The 17,575-nt window shown below is 72.3% G+C and carries 15 protein-coding genes; 13 read left to right on the plus strand and 2 right to left on the minus strand.

Features of this window, described 5'->3' with window-relative positions; genetic code table 11:
- The 4 genes from CG747_RS37675 to obgE form a co-directional block, all read left to right on the plus strand.
- Positions 1-2,910, plus strand: a 2,910-nt coding sequence (locus CG747_RS37675; protein ID WP_257981000.1) for an Rne/Rng family ribonuclease, incomplete at its 5' end; no start/stop codon positions are given.
- Positions 2,911-3,156: 246 nt separating this feature from the next.
- The gene (gene rplU / locus CG747_RS37680) at positions 3,157-3,477 is read left to right on the plus strand and encodes a 50S ribosomal protein L21 (protein ID WP_018538042.1); all 321 of its coding nucleotides are present in this window, start codon (positions 3,157-3,159) and stop codon (positions 3,475-3,477) included.
- A gap of 14 nt (positions 3,478-3,491) precedes the next feature.
- Positions 3,492-3,749, plus strand: coding sequence for a 50S ribosomal protein L27 (rpmA, locus tag CG747_RS37685; RefSeq protein WP_016574171.1), 258 nt, complete (start codon positions 3,492-3,494; stop codon positions 3,747-3,749).
- 192 nt (positions 3,750-3,941) lie between these two features.
- Complete coding sequence (gene obgE / locus CG747_RS37690; protein ID WP_100606397.1) at positions 3,942-5,378, plus strand: GTPase ObgE; 1,437 nt, start codon at positions 3,942-3,944, stop codon at positions 5,376-5,378.
- 108 nt (positions 5,379-5,486) lie between these two features.
- Here obgE and CG747_RS37695 read toward each other — a convergent pair whose 3' ends face one another.
- Positions 5,487-7,574: a hypothetical protein gene (locus tag CG747_RS37695; protein ID WP_100606398.1), complete on the minus strand. Its 2,088-nt coding sequence runs from the start codon at positions 7,572-7,574 to the stop codon at positions 5,487-5,489.
- A gap of 386 nt (positions 7,575-7,960) precedes the next feature.
- Between CG747_RS37695 and proB the strand changes: the two genes are divergently transcribed.
- From proB to CG747_RS37720, 5 genes are all read left to right on the plus strand, one after another.
- A complete protein-coding gene (gene proB, locus CG747_RS37700; RefSeq protein WP_100606399.1) occupies positions 7,961-9,058 on the plus strand; it encodes a glutamate 5-kinase in 1,098 nt (365 codons plus the stop codon).
- Positions 9,059-9,293: 235 nt separating this feature from the next.
- On the plus strand, positions 9,294-9,794 hold the full coding sequence (locus CG747_RS37705) for a hypothetical protein (RefSeq protein WP_100606400.1): 501 nt from the start codon (positions 9,294-9,296) through the stop codon (positions 9,792-9,794).
- Positions 9,795-10,012: 218 nt separating this feature from the next.
- Positions 10,013-11,281, plus strand: a complete 1,269-nt coding sequence (locus CG747_RS37710; RefSeq protein WP_100606401.1) for a glutamate-5-semialdehyde dehydrogenase — start codon at positions 10,013-10,015, stop codon at positions 11,279-11,281.
- Positions 11,282-11,366: 85 nt separating this feature from the next.
- Positions 11,367-11,975 carry a hypothetical protein gene (locus tag CG747_RS37715; protein WP_100606402.1) on the plus strand — a complete coding sequence of 203 codons (609 nt, stop codon included), beginning with the start codon at positions 11,367-11,369 and terminating at the stop codon, positions 11,973-11,975.
- 59 nt (positions 11,976-12,034) lie between these two features.
- Entirely contained in the window at positions 12,035-13,159 is a 1,125-nt protein-coding gene (locus CG747_RS37720) for a hypothetical protein (protein ID WP_100606403.1), read from the plus strand.
- Here the strand turns inward: CG747_RS37720 and CG747_RS37725 are convergent.
- Entirely contained in the window at positions 13,122-14,216 is a 1,095-nt protein-coding gene (locus CG747_RS37725; RefSeq protein WP_100606404.1) for a M48 family metallopeptidase, read from the minus strand. The two genes, CG747_RS37720 and CG747_RS37725, sit on opposite strands and share 38 nt — an antisense overlap.
- A 130-nt stretch (positions 14,217-14,346) precedes the next feature.
- Between CG747_RS37725 and CG747_RS48455 the strand changes: the two genes are divergently transcribed.
- From CG747_RS48455 to CG747_RS37735, 4 genes are all read left to right on the plus strand, one after another.
- Entirely contained in the window at positions 14,347-14,496 is a 150-nt protein-coding gene (locus CG747_RS48455; RefSeq protein ID WP_180985875.1) for a hypothetical protein, read from the plus strand.
- Positions 14,497-14,664: 168 nt separating this feature from the next.
- Complete coding sequence (locus tag CG747_RS48460) at positions 14,665-14,826, plus strand: hypothetical protein (protein WP_016577759.1); 162 nt, start codon at positions 14,665-14,667, stop codon at positions 14,824-14,826.
- 53 nt (positions 14,827-14,879) lie between these two features.
- Positions 14,880-15,491 carry a nicotinate-nucleotide adenylyltransferase gene (gene nadD, locus CG747_RS37730; RefSeq protein WP_037635115.1) on the plus strand — a complete coding sequence of 204 codons (612 nt, stop codon included), beginning with the start codon at positions 14,880-14,882 and terminating at the stop codon, positions 15,489-15,491.
- Between the two features lie 24 nt (positions 15,492-15,515).
- Entirely contained in the window at positions 15,516-17,414 is a 1,899-nt protein-coding gene (locus tag CG747_RS37735) for an LCP family protein (RefSeq protein ID WP_100606405.1), read from the plus strand.
- Positions 17,415-17,575 lie beyond the last annotated feature (161 nt).

Raw genomic sequence — 17,575 nt, forward strand, 5'->3', positions numbered from 1 at the left:
GCCGCCGAGGCGCCCGCGGCCGAGGCGCCGGCGCGCGGTCGCCGCCGGGCGCAGCGGCCGCCGACGGCCGTCTTCCAGGCGCCAGTCTTCGCCGAGCCGATGTTCCAGACCCCCGAGAGCGCCGCCGCCGCGCACGCCGCCGCCCGTCAGGAGACGGAGACGGTCGTGGAGACGCCGGAAGAGGCGCCCGTGGCCTCCCGCCGCCGGCGTCGCCGCCGCGGTGAGCCGGCCGAGGTCGAGGCAGTGGCGCCCGCGCCGGTCGAGGAGACGTCCGGTGTGAGCACCGGCGCCACCGCCGCGCCCGCCGCCGCCGAAGAGGTGGCCGAGGCCGAGGAGGCCGAGGAGGAGCACGCCGAGGCCGGGACCGGCGAGGACGGCGAGCGTCCCTCGCGCCGCCGCCGTCGGGGCGGTCGTCGCCGTCGCCGCGGTGAGGTGGCCGAGGGTGCCGAGGAGGCTGCCGAGGCCGAAGGCGCCGAGGAGGCCGAGGAGGAGCTGGAGGCCGCCGAAGGCGGCGAGCCGGGCGCCGAGGAGCACGCGGAGGGCGGTGGCAGCACCAGCAGCAGCCGTCGTCGCCGGCGTCGCCGCCGGCGGAGCGGGGAGAGCGGTGACGCCGAGCCCGCGCACGCCGACGACCCGGAGCGTACGGTCGTCAAGGTCCGCGAGCCCCGCAAGAAGGACGAGGGCACCGGCGCCGACGAGGTCCAGTCGATCAAGGGGTCGACGCGCCTGGAGGCCAAGAAGCAGCGCCGCCGGGAGGGGCGTGAGCAGGGCCGCCGCCGGGTGCCGATCATCACCGAGGCGGAGTTCCTGGCGCGCCGGGAGGCCGTCGAGCGCGTGATGGTGGTCCGCCAGAGCGGCGAGCGCACCCAGATCGGCGTCCTGGAGGACGACGTGCTCGTGGAGCACTTCGTCAACAAGGAGCAGGCCACCTCGTACGTCGGCAACGTCTACCTCGGCAAGGTGCAGAACGTCCTGCCGTCGATGGAGGCCGCCTTCGTCGACATCGGCAAGGGCCGCAACGCCGTGCTGTACGCGGGCGAGGTCAACTTCGAGGCGCTGGGCATGGCCAACGGGCCGCGCCGCATCGAGACCGCGCTGAAGTCCGGCCAGTCCGTCCTCGTCCAGGTCACCAAGGACCCGATCGGCCACAAGGGCGCCCGGCTGACCAGCCAGGTCTCGCTGCCCGGCCGCTACCTGGTGTACGTGCCCGAGGGCTCGATGACCGGTATCAGCCGCAAGCTCCCGGACACCGAGCGCGCCCGGCTGAAGCAGATCCTCAAGAAGATCGTCCCCGAGGACGCGGGCGTCATCGTGCGCACCGCCGCGGAGGGCGCGAGCGAGGACGAGCTGCGCCGTGACGTGGAGCGGCTCCAGGCGCAGTGGGAAGAGATCCAGAAGAAGGCGAAGGCGATCTCGACCAGCTCGCCGAGCCTGCTCTACGGCGAGCCGGACATGACCGTCCGGGTCGTCCGGGACATCTTCAACGAGGACTTCTCCAAGGTCATCGTCAGCGGTGACGACGCCTGGGAGACCATCCACGGCTACGTCTCGCACGTCGCACCGGACCTCGCGGACCGGCTGCAGCGGTGGACCTCCGAGGTCGACGTCTTCGCGACGTACCGGATCGACGAGCAGCTGATGAAGGCGCTGGACCGCAAGGTCTGGCTGCCCAGCGGCGGGTCGCTGGTGATCGACAAGACCGAGGCCATGGTCGTGATCGACGTCAACACCGGGAAGTTCACCGGGCAGGGCGGCAACCTCGAGGAGACCGTCACCCGGAACAACCTGGAGGCGGCCGAGGAGATCGTGCGCCAGCTGCGGCTGCGCGACCTGGGCGGTATCGTCGTCGTCGACTTCATCGACATGGTCCTGGAGTCCAACCGGGACCTGGTGCTGCGGCGCCTGCTGGAGTGCCTGGGCCGGGACCGCACCAAGCACCAGGTGGCCGAGGTCACCTCGCTCGGCCTGGTCCAGATGACCCGCAAGCGGGTCGGCCAGGGGCTGCTGGAGTCCTTCTCCGAGCAGTGCGTGCACTGCAACGGTCGCGGCGTGATCGTCCACATGGACCAGCCGGCGGCCGGTGGCGGCAAGCGCAAGAAGAAGGGCAAGGCCGGGGCGAACGGTGCCCAGCCGGAGCAGCCCGTCGAGGGTGCGGCAGCGGTGGAGCCGGTGTCCGCACCGGTGGCCGAGGAGGCGGCGCCGGAACTGGAGCCGGTCGCGGTGACCGAGGCCCAGCTGCAGCCGTCGGTGGACGGCGCCGACGAGTGGTACGGCAGTGCCGCGGAGGCCGAGGCCGCCGCCACCGGGCGGGGCCGTGGCCGCCGTCGGGTGAGCCGGAAGGTGTCGGCCCCGGCGGGCGCGCCCAAGGCCGCCGAGGAGGCCGCCGCGATCGTGCTGCCGGCCGCCGAGCCGACCGCCCCGGTCGTGGAGCCGGAGCCCGTCGCCGAGCCCGCTCCGGTCGCCGAGCCCGCACCGTCCCGTCCGCGCCGTCGGGCCGTCCGTCGGGTGTCCGCTCCGGCGGGTGCACCGGAGGACGCCGGTGACGCCGCGGGGACGATCGTGATCAGCGCGCCGGCGGCCGAGCCGGTGGCCGAGGCGCCCGTCGAGGCCCCCGAGCAGCCCGCCGAGACCGGCGAGGGTGCGGAGGTCGCCGAGCCGGCGCCCGCGGCGAAGAAGACCGCGAAGAAGGCCACGGCGAAGAAGGCCCCGGCGAAGAAGACCGCGGCGAAGAAGACCACGGTCAAGAAGACCGCGGCGAAGAAGACCACCACGGCCAAGAAGACGGCGGCGAAGAAGACCACCGCCAAGAAGGCCGCGGTCAAGAAGACCACCGCGAAGAAGACCACGACGAAGAAGACCGCGGCGAAGAAGACCGCGGCCGCTTCGGCGTCGTCCTCCGCGGAGGACTGAGCAGTGCCCGGCCCCGGACCGTCGCGAGGCGGTCCGGGGCCGGTTTGACCCCCTGGTCCAGGCCCCGTAACCTGGACCGTCGGTGTCTGCGTGACACCACCCCCTTCTGAGCAAACACCTCTCGGCCTCGCCGAGGGAGGCCGCTCGTCCCGCTCGTGGTCCACGGGTCGGATTCCACGGGACGTCCCTGAGCCCGTGAGAGCAGCTGGCATCAGAGGATCCGTATCTAACGAGAGAGAGTTCCGCGTGTACGCGATCGTGCGCACCGGCGGACGCCAGCAGAAGGTTGCTGTTGGCGACGTCATCGAGGTTGACCGCATTTCCACCAGCAAGGTCGGCGACACCGTCGAGCTCTCCACGCTGCTGGTCGTCGACGGTGACGCGGTCACCAGCGACCCGTGGGTCCTCGCCGGCGTGAAGGTCCAGGCCGAGGTCGTGGACCACCACAAGGGCGACAAGATCCGGATCCAGAAGTACAAGAACAAGACCGGTTACAAGAAGCGGATCGGCCACCGCCAGCTCCACACGGCGCTGAAGATCACCGGCATCGACGCTCCGGCGAAGTAAGGGACTGAGGAGACATGGCACATAAGAAGGGCGCATCGTCCACTCGGAACGGTCGCGATTCCAATGCTCAGCGGCTCGGCGTGAAGCGCTTCGGCGGTCAGGCCGTGCTCGCCGGTGAGATTCTGGTCCGCCAGCGTGGCACGCACTTCCACCCGGGCACGGGCGTCGGTCGCGGTGGCGACGACACCCTGTTCGCCTTGCAGCCCGGCGCGGTGCAGTTCGGCACCTTCCGCGGCCGCAAGGTCGTGAACATCGTTCCGGTCGCCGAGTAATCTCGGCCCGGACGACACACGTCGACAGCACGTCAGGGGCGGACCGTCTCTTCTCGCGCCAAGCGGGAAGAACGGTCCGCCCTTGGCGCGTTATGCAGAAGACATTCCCGATCTACGCATGGCATTCCCGGGCGTAGGCGGATATCTCGCACAGTACGAAGACACCCCCGCTGACCTGGAGGCATCCCCACCATGACCACCTTCGTGGACCGCGTCGAGCTGAACGTCGCCGCGGGTAACGGAGGCCACGGCTGCGCCTCCGTTCACCGGGAGAAGTTCAAGCCGCTCGGCGGCCCCGACGGCGGCAACGGCGGCCGCGGCGGCGATGTGATCCTGGTCGTCGACCAGGACGTCACCACGCTCCTCGACTACCACCACCACCCGCACCGCAAGGCCACCAACGGCCAGCCGGGCGCGGGCGACAACCGCGAGGGCAAGAACGGCAAGGACCTGATCCTGCCGGTGCCCGACGGCACCGTCGTCCTGGACCGGAACGGCGAGGTGCTGGCCGACCTGGTGGGCCAGGGCACCCAGTTCGTCGCCGGCCAGGGCGGCCGCGGGGGGCTGGGCAACGCCGCGCTGTCCTCGGCCCGCCGCAAGGCCCCCGGCTTCGCGCTGCTCGGCGAGCCCGGCGAGTCCCGCGACATCGTGCTGGAGCTGAAGACCGTCGCGGACGTCGCGCTGGTCGGCTACCCCAGCGCCGGCAAGTCCTCGCTGATCTCGGTGCTTTCGGCCGCCAAGCCGAAGATCGCCGACTACCCGTTCACGACGCTGGTGCCCAACCTCGGCGTGGTGACCGCCGGAGCGACGGTCTACACCATCGCCGACGTCCCCGGCCTGATCCCCGGCGCCAGCCAGGGCAGGGGCCTGGGCCTGGAGTTCCTGCGGCACGTCGAGCGCTGCGAGGTGCTGGTGCACGTCCTGGACACCGCCACCCTGGAGTCGGACCGCGACCCGGTCTCCGACCTCGACGTCATCGAGGCGGAGCTGGCCCAGTACGGCGGCCTCGGCGACCGGCCGCGGGTGGTCGTCCTCAACAAGGTCGACATCCCCGACGGCAAGGACCTCGCCGACATGATCCGCCCGGACCTGGAGGAGCGCGGCTACCGCGTCTTCGAGGTCTCCGCGGTCGCCCGCCAGGGCCTCAAGGAGCTGTCGTACGCCCTGGCGGACATCGTCGCCACGGCGCGGGCCGCCAAGCCGGCCCAGGAGGCCACCCGCATCGTGATCCGCCCCAAGGCGGTGGACGACGCGGGCTTCACGGTCACCCAGGAGGACGACGGCCTCTTCCGCGTCCGGGGCGAGAAGCCCGAGCGCTGGGTCCGCCAGACCGACTTCAACAACGACGAGGCGGTGGGCTACCTCGCCGACCGGCTCAACCGACTGGGCGTGGAGGACGCGCTCCTCAAGGCCGGCGCCCGCGCCATGGACGGCGTGGCGATCGGCTCCGACGAGGACGCCGTGGTCTTCGACTGGGAGCCGTCGATGTCGGCCGGTGCGGAGATGCTCGGCCGCCGCGGTGAGGACCACCGCTTCGAGGCCCCGCGCCCGGCGGCCCAGCGGCGCCGCGACCGCGACGCGGAGCGCGACGAGGCGCAGGGCGAGTACGACGGCTTCTCGCCGTTCTAGGCCGCTTCGGCCAGTCCGGCCGGAGTACGGAAACGGGCAGGCCCCGGGAGGAACGCTCCTCCCGGGGCCTGCCCGTTTCCGCGGGGCCGTGCACGGCCCGCTGCGGGCTCAGACGGCGGCGGTGGCGCCCGGGGCGCCGCCGGAGCCGTGGCGGGCCGTCTCGGTGCCGGTCACGCCCTGCTGCGAGCGCTGCACGGGGATGCCCGACAGCCGGCTCTCCATCCGGCGCCGCCGCTCGTCGGCCTGGACGCACAGGTCCACCGCGGCCTCGTTGAAGCGGACCGTCGACGGCGGGTCGGACGGGCCGAGCAGGTGCTCCTTGAGTTCGGCGCGGGCCGCGGCCAGGCCGTCCCGCCCCGGGTCGCGTACCGCTTCGAGGAGCGCGGGCACGCCGGCCGCGTCGGGCGTGAGGACGGTGGCCGCGCGCACGGTCGGGAAGTTCGCCCGGAAGTCGTCCTCGGCCAGCCCGGAGGTGTTGGCGACCGCGTACGGCTTCTCGCTGGTCAGGTAGTCGGAGACCACGCTGGAGACGTCGCTGATCAGCAGGTCCGCCTGGTTGAAGCAGCTGAAGATGCCGGGGCGCACGGTGGTGATGACGCGGTGCTCCCACTCCGGGAAGGAGTTCCAGTACGCCTCCTCCCAGGCGGCGACGGCGGCCTCGACGGCGGCCGCGCGGCCTTCCTCGGGGGTGCTCTGGAGCCGCATCCGCTCCAGTTCGTCGGCGCTCTTGCGGAAGTCGGCGGTGGTCAGCCGGTCCAGTTCGGCGGTGCGGCGGGCCAGTTCGACGGCGGTCTCGGGGCCGGGCAGCGCGCCGCAGCGCCGGGCGCCGGCCTCCGCGATCATGGCCTGGATACGGGCGTTGGCGGCGCCGGCCCGCGGGTCCACCGAGCCGGTCATCGGGTGCGGCTTGTACAGCAGGCGCACGGAAGGGTCGGCGAGCAGGGCGCGGACGATGTTCTCGCCGGCCAGGATCACCGAGGTGTTGCCCGGGTTGCCGTCCCAGCCCTCCCAGGTGGGGGCGTAGAGCACGGTGGTGTACCGGCCGAGCGGGGCGCCCTCGTGGGGCCGGATCGACGCCAGCTGGGGGCGGCCGACCTCGACGACGTCCTTGTCCTCGATGCCGATGTCGGCGAGCTGGTAGCGGTCCCGGGCGGCCGGACCGGCCACCCACACCTCGTCGTACGCCTTGGCGTACGGGTTGCAGGAGGAGAGCTTGTCGCTCTCGCCGTGGTTGATGAAGGCGTGTTTGATGGAGGGGATCCGCAGGATCTGCGAGGTCTTGCCGGAGTTCGCCGGGTGCAGCAGCACCTTGAGGGTGGAGTGCTCCAGGCGCATCAGGTGGGCGACCTTGGGGATGCAGACGATCGGGATGTCGGTGGCCTCGATCTTCTGCACCATGAAGCGCTCGCGGAGCACGATGATCGGCTTGCCGTCCAGCCCGGCCAGGGTGCTCAGCCACATGTTGGCCTGGTAGGCGGAGGAGGAGCCGCCGGAGAAGTACATGCCGACCGTCGGCCGGTAGGCCGCCAGCCAGTCGTCCAGCCATTCCAGGGCGCGCTGCTCGCCGACGACCTGCTTGCCGGGCAGCAGCCAGGTGCTCAGGTAGAGGGTGCCGCCGGCGGAGAGCAGCACGGCGACGCCGATGCCGATGCCGCCCCAGAAGGCGTTGCCGGTGACCGCGGTGACCATTATTCCGGCCGTGGTGGGCACCGAGAAGCGCAGCAGCCGCCGGCCGGTCTGGCGGTAGAGGAGCCGCGGCGGGGCGTCGGTGAGTCCCAGCGTGCCGGCGTCGATGTTGCGGGTGACGAGCGGCAGGCTCCGGGAGCGGCGGACCAGGACCGCGACCGCCTGGCACACGAAGTGGGTGCCGTAGAAGGCGAGCAGGGTGATGGTCAGGGGGGCCTGCTCCTCCAGGGGGTTGATGCCGTCGATGTGCAGCAGGCCGACCAGCATCAGCATGTCCCGCAGCAGTTGACGCACCGTCACGTCGAAGCGGATCCGGCCGAGTAGGGCGAGCAGACCGGGCTGCTGGTGCTGGAGAACCAGGTCGAGAACCAGGTTGACCACTGACGCTGCGATGAACAGCGGAATGACGGGCAGCAGCGCGCCGATCAGCTGGGCGGTGAACGCGACCATCATCGCGAAGAGCGCCGCGAGCTGGACGGCTCGTCTGGGGGCGATTCCGGCGGAAGGCACGGGGGAGGGCTCCTGGCAGCAGAAAGGTCATGGGGGGAGGCCGGGGACGGCGGCCGGGTCCCGCGCTGCGACGCCGCCGGAGCGGCGAAACGGGACCGATGGACACCCGACCGTATGACCTCGTTGGCCTTGGTGACAATCTGCTGTGGCTCTCTTCGCCGCGAAACGGACCAATCGAACGCAACCTTCGAGTGTCATTTTCCGTCTTAGCTCTTTACGGCCCGACCTCCTCGCCGCGGTATCGGGGTGTCCGCCGGGACGTCCGCCAGGCGATATGGCGAGGCGTCCGCCGGGGGTGCTGCCGTAGATTGCGGCTGTACGGGGTTCCGTACGGCAGCGGGTTCGGCGAGCACAGGGGTGTACAGGTGGCAGGGGCAAGGCAGGACGTGGCAGACGCCCGCCGGATCGTGGTGAAGGTCGGCTCGTCCTCGCTGACCACGGCCACGGGAGGACTGGACGCGGACCGGGTCGACGCCCTGGTGGACGTCCTGGCCAAGCATCAGGACAAGGAGATCGTGCTGGTCTCCTCCGGTGCCATCGCCGCCGGCCTCGCCCCGCTGGGACTCGACCGCCGCCCCCGCGACCTCGCCCGGCAGCAGGCCGCCGCGAGCGTCGGCCAGGGCCTGCTGGTCGCCCGCTACACCGCGTCCTTCGCCCGCTACGGCCGCCGGGTCGGCCAGGTGCTGCTGACCTCCGACGACACCAGCCGCCGGGCCCACTACCGCAACGCCTGCCGCACCCTCGACCAGCTGCTGGCCATGGGGGCGGTGCCGATCGTCAACGAGAACGACACCGTCGCCACCGACGAGATCCGCTTCGGCGACAACGACCGGCTGGCCGCCCTCGTCGCCCACCTCGTCCGCGCCGACCTGCTGATCCTCCTCTCCGACGTGGACGGCCTCTACGACGGCAACCCGTCCACTCCCGGCACCTCCCGGATAGACGTGGTCACCGGCCCCAAGGACCTGGAGGGCGTCTCCATCGGGAGCGCCGGGAAGTCCGGCGTCGGGACCGGCGGCATGGTCACCAAGGTCGAGGCGGCCCGGATCGCGGCCGCGGCCGGCATCCCGGTCGTGCTCACCTCCACCGTGCACGCCGCCGACGCGCTGGCCGGCGCCGCCACCGGCACCCACTTCCTGCGCACCGGCCGCCGCTCCGCGGACCGGCTGCTGTGGCTGGCGCACGCCTCCACGCCGCAGGGCGCCCTGGTGCTGGACGACGGCGCGGTGCGGGCCGTCGTCGAACGGAACTCCTCACTGCTGCCGGCCGGCATCTCCGCCGTCGAGGGCGAGTTCTCCGCCGGGGACCCGATCGAGCTGCGGGACGCCGCCGGTCACCCGGTCGCCCGTGGGGTGGTCAACTTCGACGCCCGGGAAATCCCCCGATTGATTGGTCGTTCCACCCGGGATCTGGCCCGCGAGCTCGGACCGGCGTATGAGCGCGAGGTCGTGCACCGCGATGACCTGGTGCTGCTGCACCACTGAGCCGCCCCCGGCGGGTCCCCGGCGCGGCTCGAACGGGGCCGGCCTTCATCAGCCTTTCACCGGGGACCTTCGGCAAAACGGCCCCGCGAGCGGCCGCGGACTGGTCAACTTTGTTGCGGGGGCGCCGCAGCGGGGCGGCGCCCGCAGCGCGCGAGCGCAGGCGTCGAAGGACGACCGCACCAGTCGGCTCCGCACCTCGAAGGGGCGGAGCGATTCGCATCACAGGAGGCCGCCGGTGACACGAGGGCGCCCAGGGGCTCCGGCCCGAGGGACGGCGGAGCGCACACTGACCAGCGTCGGGACCGGCCGCAGCGCCGCCCGGCAGGAAGAGCCCGGCCGGCGGGCGGAGCGGGACCGGACGGCACCGCGGCCGCGGGAGGACGAGCGCCGGGAGACGTCCCGGCTGTGGCACGTCACCCTCAGCGTCTCTGGCGTCGAGGCCCCGCTGAAGGAGGTCCGGCGGGCGCTCGAACAGCTCGCCCACGACCATCCCTTTCTGCTGACCAGCCGCTACGCCAACGACCACGCCGAGATCCGCTATTGGGAGGAGGCCCGGGACCTGCACGACGCGGCGGCGGTCGCCCTCCGGCTGTGGGGCGAGCACCGCTCGACGGCCAAGCTTCCGCCCTGGGAGATCGTCGGCCTGGAGGTCATCGACCGGGAGACCTACCACCAGCGCGTCGCGGAGGGCTACGGACCGCCACCGGCCTCGCCGGTCGGGGTGCATCCCTACTAGGGACGGTGCGTTGGCCCCCACCAGGGACGGGCGTTGGGTCCCCAGCGCCTGTCCGACGGGTCCGCGTAGGGCGCCGCCCCACCGGGACCGGCCCTCGCGCGCTCCCCGTACCGGAGCGGGCCCCGCGGCGGTCCACCGGCCCCGCCGCCGGTGTGACCGGCGTCCCGCTCTGTGGAATCCGTCGTGGCCGCCGCCCGGCGCGGCGTTAGGCTGCGGCCATGACCAGCAGTGCATCCCAGTCCTCGCCCGTCCTCGACACCGCCCGCCGCGCCAAGGAGGCGGCCGCCGTCCTGGCCCCGCTGCCGCGCACGGCCCGCGACGGGGCGCTGCTCGCCATCGCCGACGCCCTGGTGGCGCAGACCGACGCCCTGGTGGCGGCCAACGCCGAGGACGTCGAGAAGGCCCGGGCTGCCGGCACCTCCCCCTCGATCGTGGACCGGCTCACCCTCACCCCCGAGCGGATCGCCGCCATCGCCGACGACGTACGCAAGGTCGTCGGGCTGCCCGACCCGGTCGGTGAAGTGGTGCGCGGCTCGACCCTGCCCAACGGCCTCGACCTGCGCCAGGTCCGGGTCCCGCTCGGCGTGGTCGGAATCATCTACGAGGCCCGGCCCAACGTGACGGTGGACGCCGCCGCCCTCTGCCTGAAGTCCGGCAACGCCGTGCTGCTGCGCGGCTCGTCCTCCGCGTACGCCTCCAACAGCGCCCTGGTGGACGTGTTGCGCGGTGCGGTGGAGAGCGCCGGGCTGCCGGCCGACGCCGTCCAGCTGGTGCCCGGCGAGAGCCGGGACTCGGTGCGCGAGCTGATGCGCGCCCGCGGCCTGGTCGACGTGCTGATCCCGCGCGGCGGCGCCGCCCTGATCCGCACCGTCGTCGAGGAGTCCACCGTGCCGGTCATCGAGACCGGCACCGGCAACTGCCACGTGTACGTCGACGAGGCCGCCGACCTCGACATGGCGATCGACATCCTGGTCAACTCCAAGGCCCAGCGCCCCAGCGTCTGCAACGCCGCCGAGACCGTGCTGGTGCACGCCGGCATCGCCGAGAAGTTCCTGCCGCGCGCCCTGGAGGCGCTGACCCAGGCCGGCGTGGTGGTGCACGGCGACGCCGCCTGGCAGCAGGCCGGCCCCGGCCTGGTCGCCCCGGTCACCGACGAGGACTGGGCGACGGAGTACCTCTCCTACGACATCGCGGCCGCCGTGGTGCCCGACCTGGACGCGGCGGTGGCACACATCCGGCGCTGGACCTCCGGCCACACCGAGGCCATCGTCACCGGCTCGCAGGCCGCGGCCCGCCGCTTCACCCAGTTGGTGGATTCCACGACGGTCGCGGTCAACGCCTCGACCCGCTTCACCGACGGCGGCCAGTTCGGCTTCGGCGCCGAGATCGGCATCTCCACCCAGAAGCTGCACGCCCGCGGCCCCATGGGCCTGCCGGAGCTGACGTCCACGAAGTACATCGTCACGGGCGACGGCCACATCCGCTGACCCACCCCGCGGACGGCCCCGTTCCGCCGGTATCCGGCTGCTTCCCTCCCTGCCCAAAAAGTCCGGCCGGGGCTACCCTGGACGGGTGCCGGACGACGTGGGGGGCACGCCGTTCCCGGACGGCGAACAGCCCGACGAGCACCACCACGGGAGCCACGGACGAGCGGACGAGGAGTTCGCTTCCGTGGTCTTCGACGAGGATTTCGTGCGGTCCGCGACGATCCATGAGCCCTCGGCGGTCGAGCGCATGTTGGCCGCCGCCGAGGCGCGAGCGGAGGCCGAGGCGGCCGCCCGCCCGGGGGGCGGTTTCGGACCGGACGACGACTACGACTACGGGGACGCCGACGAACGGCCGGCCGACCGCGACGCCTACGACCCGTACGGTCCCTACGGCGGGTCTCTGCGCCCCTACCGCGGCACCGCCCGCTGGCACCGGCCGATGGCCTGGGTGCTGGCCGTGGTGATGGGCGTCGGACTGGTGGCGCTCGCCTTCAGCGCCGTCTACCGAGGCGCCTCCGGCCGCAGCCAGAGCCCCGCGCCGCCGGCCAGTTCCACCGGCGTCGACGCCCCGGCCTCCGGCGCGCCCCCCAAAGGCGGCCAGGACAACCTTCAGACGCCCCGCCCCGGGGTCCCGGCGGCCGGCTCCGCGGAGCCGCTGCGCCCGTCGTTCTCCGCGGGCCCTGGGCCGCACTGACGTGAAGTTGTCCTGCTCTCCGGCGTTTACGTCGGCCCCGTCAGACCTACCCTTGTTGTATGACCGGGCCTGGTGACCCTCCCGAAGGGACGCCCGACGGCGCCCCGGGAGGCGGTGACGACGAGTACCGATCCGTGGTCTTCGACGAGCGGTTCGTGCGCGCCGCGCGACTGCAGGAGTTCTCCGCCGACGAGCGGCTCGGGGAGCACCACGCACCGGCGGTGAGGATCCGCCACGCATGGTTGCGGCTGGGCGGATCGCGCCAGGCCGTCCTGCTGGTGCTGCTGATCGTGCTGGCCTTCGGCACCGCCGTCTACATGGGCATACGCCACCCGTACAAGGCCCCCGAGCCGGCCCGGGCCGAGCCGTTGCGGTCCTCGGTGGTGCCGCTGGCGCCGCCCGGCGCCGTACCGGGCGCGACCCCCGCGGACCTCTTCGCGCACAGCCCGGCGGCCGACTACCGGATCGGGGCGGCCGGCATCAACCTCCCCGCCGTCCAGCGCACCGCGCACTTCTCCGACGGCCAGATCGTCACCGCGCTGACCATCGCCAAGGACTACCTCGTCCGCTCGTCGGTGGATCCGGCCACCCTCACCGGCGGCGCCGTACGGCCCGTCCGGCTGCTGCTGGACACCGGCCAACTCGACCAGTTCGACCGGAGTCTGGCGCACCCCGACGACAACGGCCGGGACGCGGCGACCGGCTGGCTGGTCCGCTTCGACCCCCGGCAGATCCGGCTCGCCGACCGCGACGTCCGCGTCAACGGCACGCTGAGCGCAACGGAGTTGAGCGCCGACACCCTCGACATCGCCGCCGACTACACCTTCGTCTACGCCGTGCAACCTGCCCCGAGCGCCCCGAAGGACGCCGCCGGGCAGCACACCGGAACGCCGACGCCGGGCGCCGCCTCGCTCGTCACCGTCCGGCGCGAACTGCACTTCCAGGTCGGCCGGGACGACCTCGCCGACCACCGCCTGGCCGTCGTGCAGAGCAGCCTGCAGGCCGGGCCGCTGAGCTGTTCCTCGGACCCGGCCGACACGCTGCACCCGCTGCTCGCCGGCCAGCACGCCGGCCCCGACCGGCCCGCCGGCACCGACCCCTACGCACGGGGCCGGGCCAACGCCGCGCTCTGCGGCGAGCTTTCGGCTACTTCCCAGCCGACTCCGAGCCGTCCGATCCACTAGTGCCGTTCGACCCGCCGGCGCCGTTGGCCCGCGAGCCGAAGACCGTGTCGCGGAGCTTGCCGCCCAGGTCCCCGGCGCCGCCCGCGATGTCGCGCACCAGGCCCATCAGCGGGTCCTTGCTGGTGCGCACCGACTCGGCGTAGTGCGCCGCGGAGTCCTTGAACGAGTCGGAGACCGAGGCGTCCTTGTCCTCGTCGCGGCGCGGGTAGTGCCCGTCCATGATGCGCTGGTAGTCGCGGCTCTCGGCCCACTTCTTCAGCTCGGCGGCGCGGACCGTGGTGAACGGGTGGCTGCGCGGCAGGACGTTGAGGATCTTCAGTACGGAGTCGCGCAGGTCGCCGCCGGACTCGTACTCCTCGGCCTGCTTGAGGAACGCGTCGACGTTCATCTCGTGCAGGTGGTTGCCGCCGGCCAGCTTCATCAGGCCGCGCATCGACGCCTGGAGGTCCTGCCCGACCAGTAGGCCGGCCCGGTCGGCCGACAGCTCCGACTTGCGGAACCACTCGCGCAGCGCCGTCACGATCGCCATGACCGCGACATTGCCGAGCGGGATCCAGGCGACCTTGGTCGCGAGGTTGGTCAGGAACAGCAGGATCGTGCGGTAGACCGCGTGCCCCGAGAGGGCGTGGCCCACCTCGTGGCCGATGACGGCCCGCATCTCCTCCTCGTCGAGCAGCTCGACCAGACCGGTCGTCACCACGATGATCGGCTCGTCCAGGCCGATGCACATGGCATTGGGCTGCGGGTCCTGGTTGACGTACATCGGCGGGACCTTCTCCAGGTCCAGGACGTAGCAGGCGTCGCGCAGCATCGCGTGGAGATGGGCGAACTGCTGGTCGCCGACGCGGACCGAGTCCGACAGGAAGAGCAACCGCAGGCTGCGCTCCGGCAGCAGACCGCTGAGCGTCTTGAAGACGGTGTCGAACCCGCTCAGCTTGCGCAGCGCCACCAGCGCCGAGCGATCTGCCGGGTGCTCGTAGGACCGCGACGAGATGCCGGGGAACCGCTTGCGGTTCCGGCTCGGTACGTTCGCGTCGCCGTCTGGGCTGTCCGTCATTGGGGCCTCCCCCTGTTCGACTGCGTGTGATTCAGACTAGAGGACGCCACTGACAGGCGAATGGATGCCCGGGCGTACGCTGGCGTGCGGACCAATGCCCGCCAGGCCCGTACAAAAGGGAGCCACCGCCATGCCGCATCCGAGCCTGCTGCTCGCCGTCGCCGAGACCTCCCAGGACAGTGGCCCCGGGTGGATCCTGCGCACCGTGATCATCGGCGGCGTGGTGGGTGCCGCGCTGCTCGCGTGGATCCTGCTGCGCGGCTACGGCAACCAGGACTGACCCCACCGGGCAGGCACCGCCCGGGACCGGCTCCGAGCAGCACCGACGCCGGCCCGGGATGCCGGCCGGGCGCCTTCGGGCGGAGTCGGCGTGAGCCCCCGGTGACGTGGCGCTTACGATGTGGCGGAAGCCTCTGTCCGCACCCCGCCCGGATTGGTACCGCCAACGATGAGCCTGAACTCCGCTGCACAGTCCCTGGTATCCCTCGCCGAAGCGGGGCACGAAGGTGGCCAGCACGCCAGCCTGAGCCCCTACCTCACCGGTGGAAGCGCCCTTTTCATCCTGCTTCTCCTGCTCTGGATCACGACCCGCTTCAACCGCGACCGCTGAGCCTTCCCGCCCCGGCCCCCGGCACCGCGTCCCGCCAAGTAGGGTCTGCACGCATGGGAGAGCACACAGGGCCCGTGAAGCGGCGGCTGGGCGTGATGGGCGGCACATTCGACCCGATCCATCACGGACACCTGGTCGCCGCCAGCGAGGTGGCCAGTCAGTTCCACCTCGACGAGGTCGTTTTTGTGCCCACGGGGCACCCGTGGCAGAAGAGCCACAAGACGGTGTCCCCGGCCGAGGACCGCTATCTGATGACGGTCATCGCGACCGCGTCCAATCCGCAGTTCTCCGTCAGCCGGATCGACATCGACCGCGGCGGCAAGACGTACACGATAGACACGCTGCGTGATCTGCGGGCGGAGCACTGCGACGCGGATCTGTTCTTCATCACCGGCGCCGACGCGCTCAGCCAGATCCTGACCTGGCACGACGCGGCGGAGCTGGTTTCGCTTGCCCACTTCATCGGGGTGACCCGGCCCGGCCACGTCCTCGCGGACCCCGGGCTGCCCGAAGGGGCGGTGTCCTTGGTCGAGGTGCCCGCGCTGGCCATCTCCTCGACCGACTGCCGGGCGCGCGTCGCCCAGGGGGATCCGGTCTGGTACCTCGTACCGGACGGTGTGGTGCGCTACATCGACAAAAAGCAGCTGTACCGCGACGACCGCTGACGGGGCAGATGGAAAGGGGCACCGGTGAGCGACCGACACGATCCGTACGGGCCGCAGGACCCATATCCCCAGGACCCGTACGCCCGGCAGCAGGGGCAGCACGGGCAGCAGGGACAGGGCTACACCTACGACGCGTACGGCCGGCCGGTGCCCCACGAGGCGCCGCAGCAGTACGAAGCGCAGCAGTCGTACGAGCAGCAGCACTACGACCCCTACGGGCAGCCGGCGGAGCCCGGCGCCCCATCCGGCTACGCCTCCTATGACCCCTACGGGGCGCAGGGCGGCCAGGCCGCGCCGACCCAGCAGCCGTACCAGGGCCGGCCCGAGTACGGCTACGACGCCTACGGCAGCCAGCAGGTCCAGCAGCAGACCGGCTATCCCCAGCAGTACGACCCGTACACCCAGCCCCACCAGCCGCCGGCGCACCAGCCGCCCCAGCAGGCGGACTGGATCCCGCAGCAGGCCCCGCAGCCGCCGTACGAGCAGTTCCCCTACGGGGACCAGCAGCCGCACCCCGGGCAGCCGCCCCACGAGGAGCAGCAGTACGAGCAGCAGCAGTACGAGCAGGCACGTCAGGGGCAGACCGGCCCGGCGCCGGCGGCCGCCCCCGAGGAGCCGCCCGCGCCCACCGGGGCCAAGGGCGCCGCGGGCCCCAAGGGGGGCTCCGCCGCCGAGGACCTCGGCGGCGAGCAGTTCTCCTTCGCCGAGGAGCCGGACGACGACTCCGAGGACGTCATCGACTGGCTGAAGTTCACCGAGAGCCGCACCGAACGGCGCGAGGAGGCCAAGCGGCGCGGCCGCAGCCGGCTCGTCGCCCTCTCGGTCGTCCTGGCCCTCCTGGCGGCCGGCGGCGTCGGCTACCTGTGGTGGGCGGGCAAGTTGCCGGGGCTGTCCGGTGCGGGCGGCGGCGCGGCCGAGGCCGGCGGGCAGAAGCGCGACGTCCTGGTGGTGAACCTGCGGGACACCAAGACGGGGAACAGCTCCACCGCCCTCCTGGTGGACAACGAGACCACCCACAAGGGCACCACCCTCCTTCTGCCCAACAGCCTCATCGTCACCAAGGACGACGGCACCACCACGACGCTCGGCAAGTCCGTCAAGGACGACGGCACCGACGCCACCCGGGAGTCCCTCAACACCCTCCTCGGCGCCGACTTCAACGCCAGCTGGCGGCTGGACACCCCGTATCTGGAGAACCTCGTCGAGACGGTCGGCGGGGTCACCGTCGACACCGACACCTCCGTCCCGGGCGCCAAGAAGGGCGACTCCCCGGTCGTCAAACAGGGCACCGGCCAGGTCCTCAGCGGACAGGCGGCCGTCGCCTACGCCACCTACCAGGGTCCGGGGGACACCCAGACCAAGCAGCTGCAGCGGTTCGGGCAGGTCATGCAGGCCACCCTGAAGAAGGTCTCCAGCGACGCGGACGGCGCCACCGCCACCGTGAAGTCCCTGCTCCAGATCCTCGACCCGCCGCTCACCGAGGCACAGCTGGGCAGCTCACTGGCCCAGCGGGCGGAGCTGGCGAAGACCGACAAGTACGACACCGAGGTCCTGCCGGTGCAGGCCGACGGGACGATCGGCCAGAGCACCGCGGCCGGCGTCGTCAAGGACGTCCTGGGCGGCACGGTCAAGAAGACCGCGCCGGGCGTGACCCCGCGGGTCGCGGTCCGCAACGCCACCGGCGACAAGGCCGCCACCGGCAAGGCCCAGGTCGCGCTGCTCAACGGCGGCTACACCTTCGTCGATGGCGGCAGCGGCGGCACCGCGGCCACCTCGCAGGTGACCTACGCGGACGCCCCGCAGCGGGCCAAGGCCGCCGAGGTCGCCAAGACGCTGGGCTTGCCCGCGAACGCCGTCCAGCAGGGGAAGGTCGCCGCCAACGCGGACATCGCGGTGGTCCTGGGCCAGGACTACAAGGGCTGACCGCACGGCGGATCGCGGGGCTGACCAGGCAGGATGCCGGTACCTCCCGGTGGGGCGGAAAACCCCGCCGGGAGTTTCGGTGGTCCGTGAGACCCTAAGGGGGTACCTGACCGCCGATCCGGCCGCCCAGGACCGCCGGCGCGCCACGGCTGTGCCGCGCG

It is taken from the genome of Streptomyces sp. CB02959 (assembly GCF_002803155.1).
In the GTDB taxonomy this organism is placed as follows: domain Bacteria; phylum Actinomycetota; class Actinomycetes; order Streptomycetales; family Streptomycetaceae; genus Streptomyces.

What these genes read in the sequence shown, in the direction of transcription:
- rpmA (WP_016574171.1), top strand. Translation starts at nt 3,492, where the DNA reads ATGGCACATAAGAAGGGCGCATCGTCCACTCGGAACGGTCGCGATTCC.
- obgE (WP_100606397.1), top strand. Translation starts at nt 3,942, where the DNA reads ATGACCACCTTCGTGGACCGCGTCGAGCTGAACGTCGCCGCGGGTAAC.
- CG747_RS37710 (WP_100606401.1), top strand. Translation starts at nt 10,013, where the DNA reads ATGACCAGCAGTGCATCCCAGTCCTCGCCCGTCCTCGACACCGCCCGC.
- CG747_RS37720 (WP_100606403.1), top strand. Translation starts at nt 12,035, where the DNA reads ATGACCGGGCCTGGTGACCCTCCCGAAGGGACGCCCGACGGCGCCCCG.
- CG747_RS37725 (WP_100606404.1), bottom strand. Translation starts at nt 14,216, where the DNA reads ATGACGGACAGCCCAGACGGCGACGCGAACGTACCGAGCCGGAACCGC.
- CG747_RS48455 (WP_180985875.1), top strand. Translation starts at nt 14,347, where the DNA reads ATGCCGCATCCGAGCCTGCTGCTCGCCGTCGCCGAGACCTCCCAGGAC.
- CG747_RS48460 (WP_016577759.1), top strand. Translation starts at nt 14,665, where the DNA reads ATGAGCCTGAACTCCGCTGCACAGTCCCTGGTATCCCTCGCCGAAGCG.
- nadD (WP_037635115.1), top strand. Translation starts at nt 14,880, where the DNA reads ATGGGAGAGCACACAGGGCCCGTGAAGCGGCGGCTGGGCGTGATGGGC.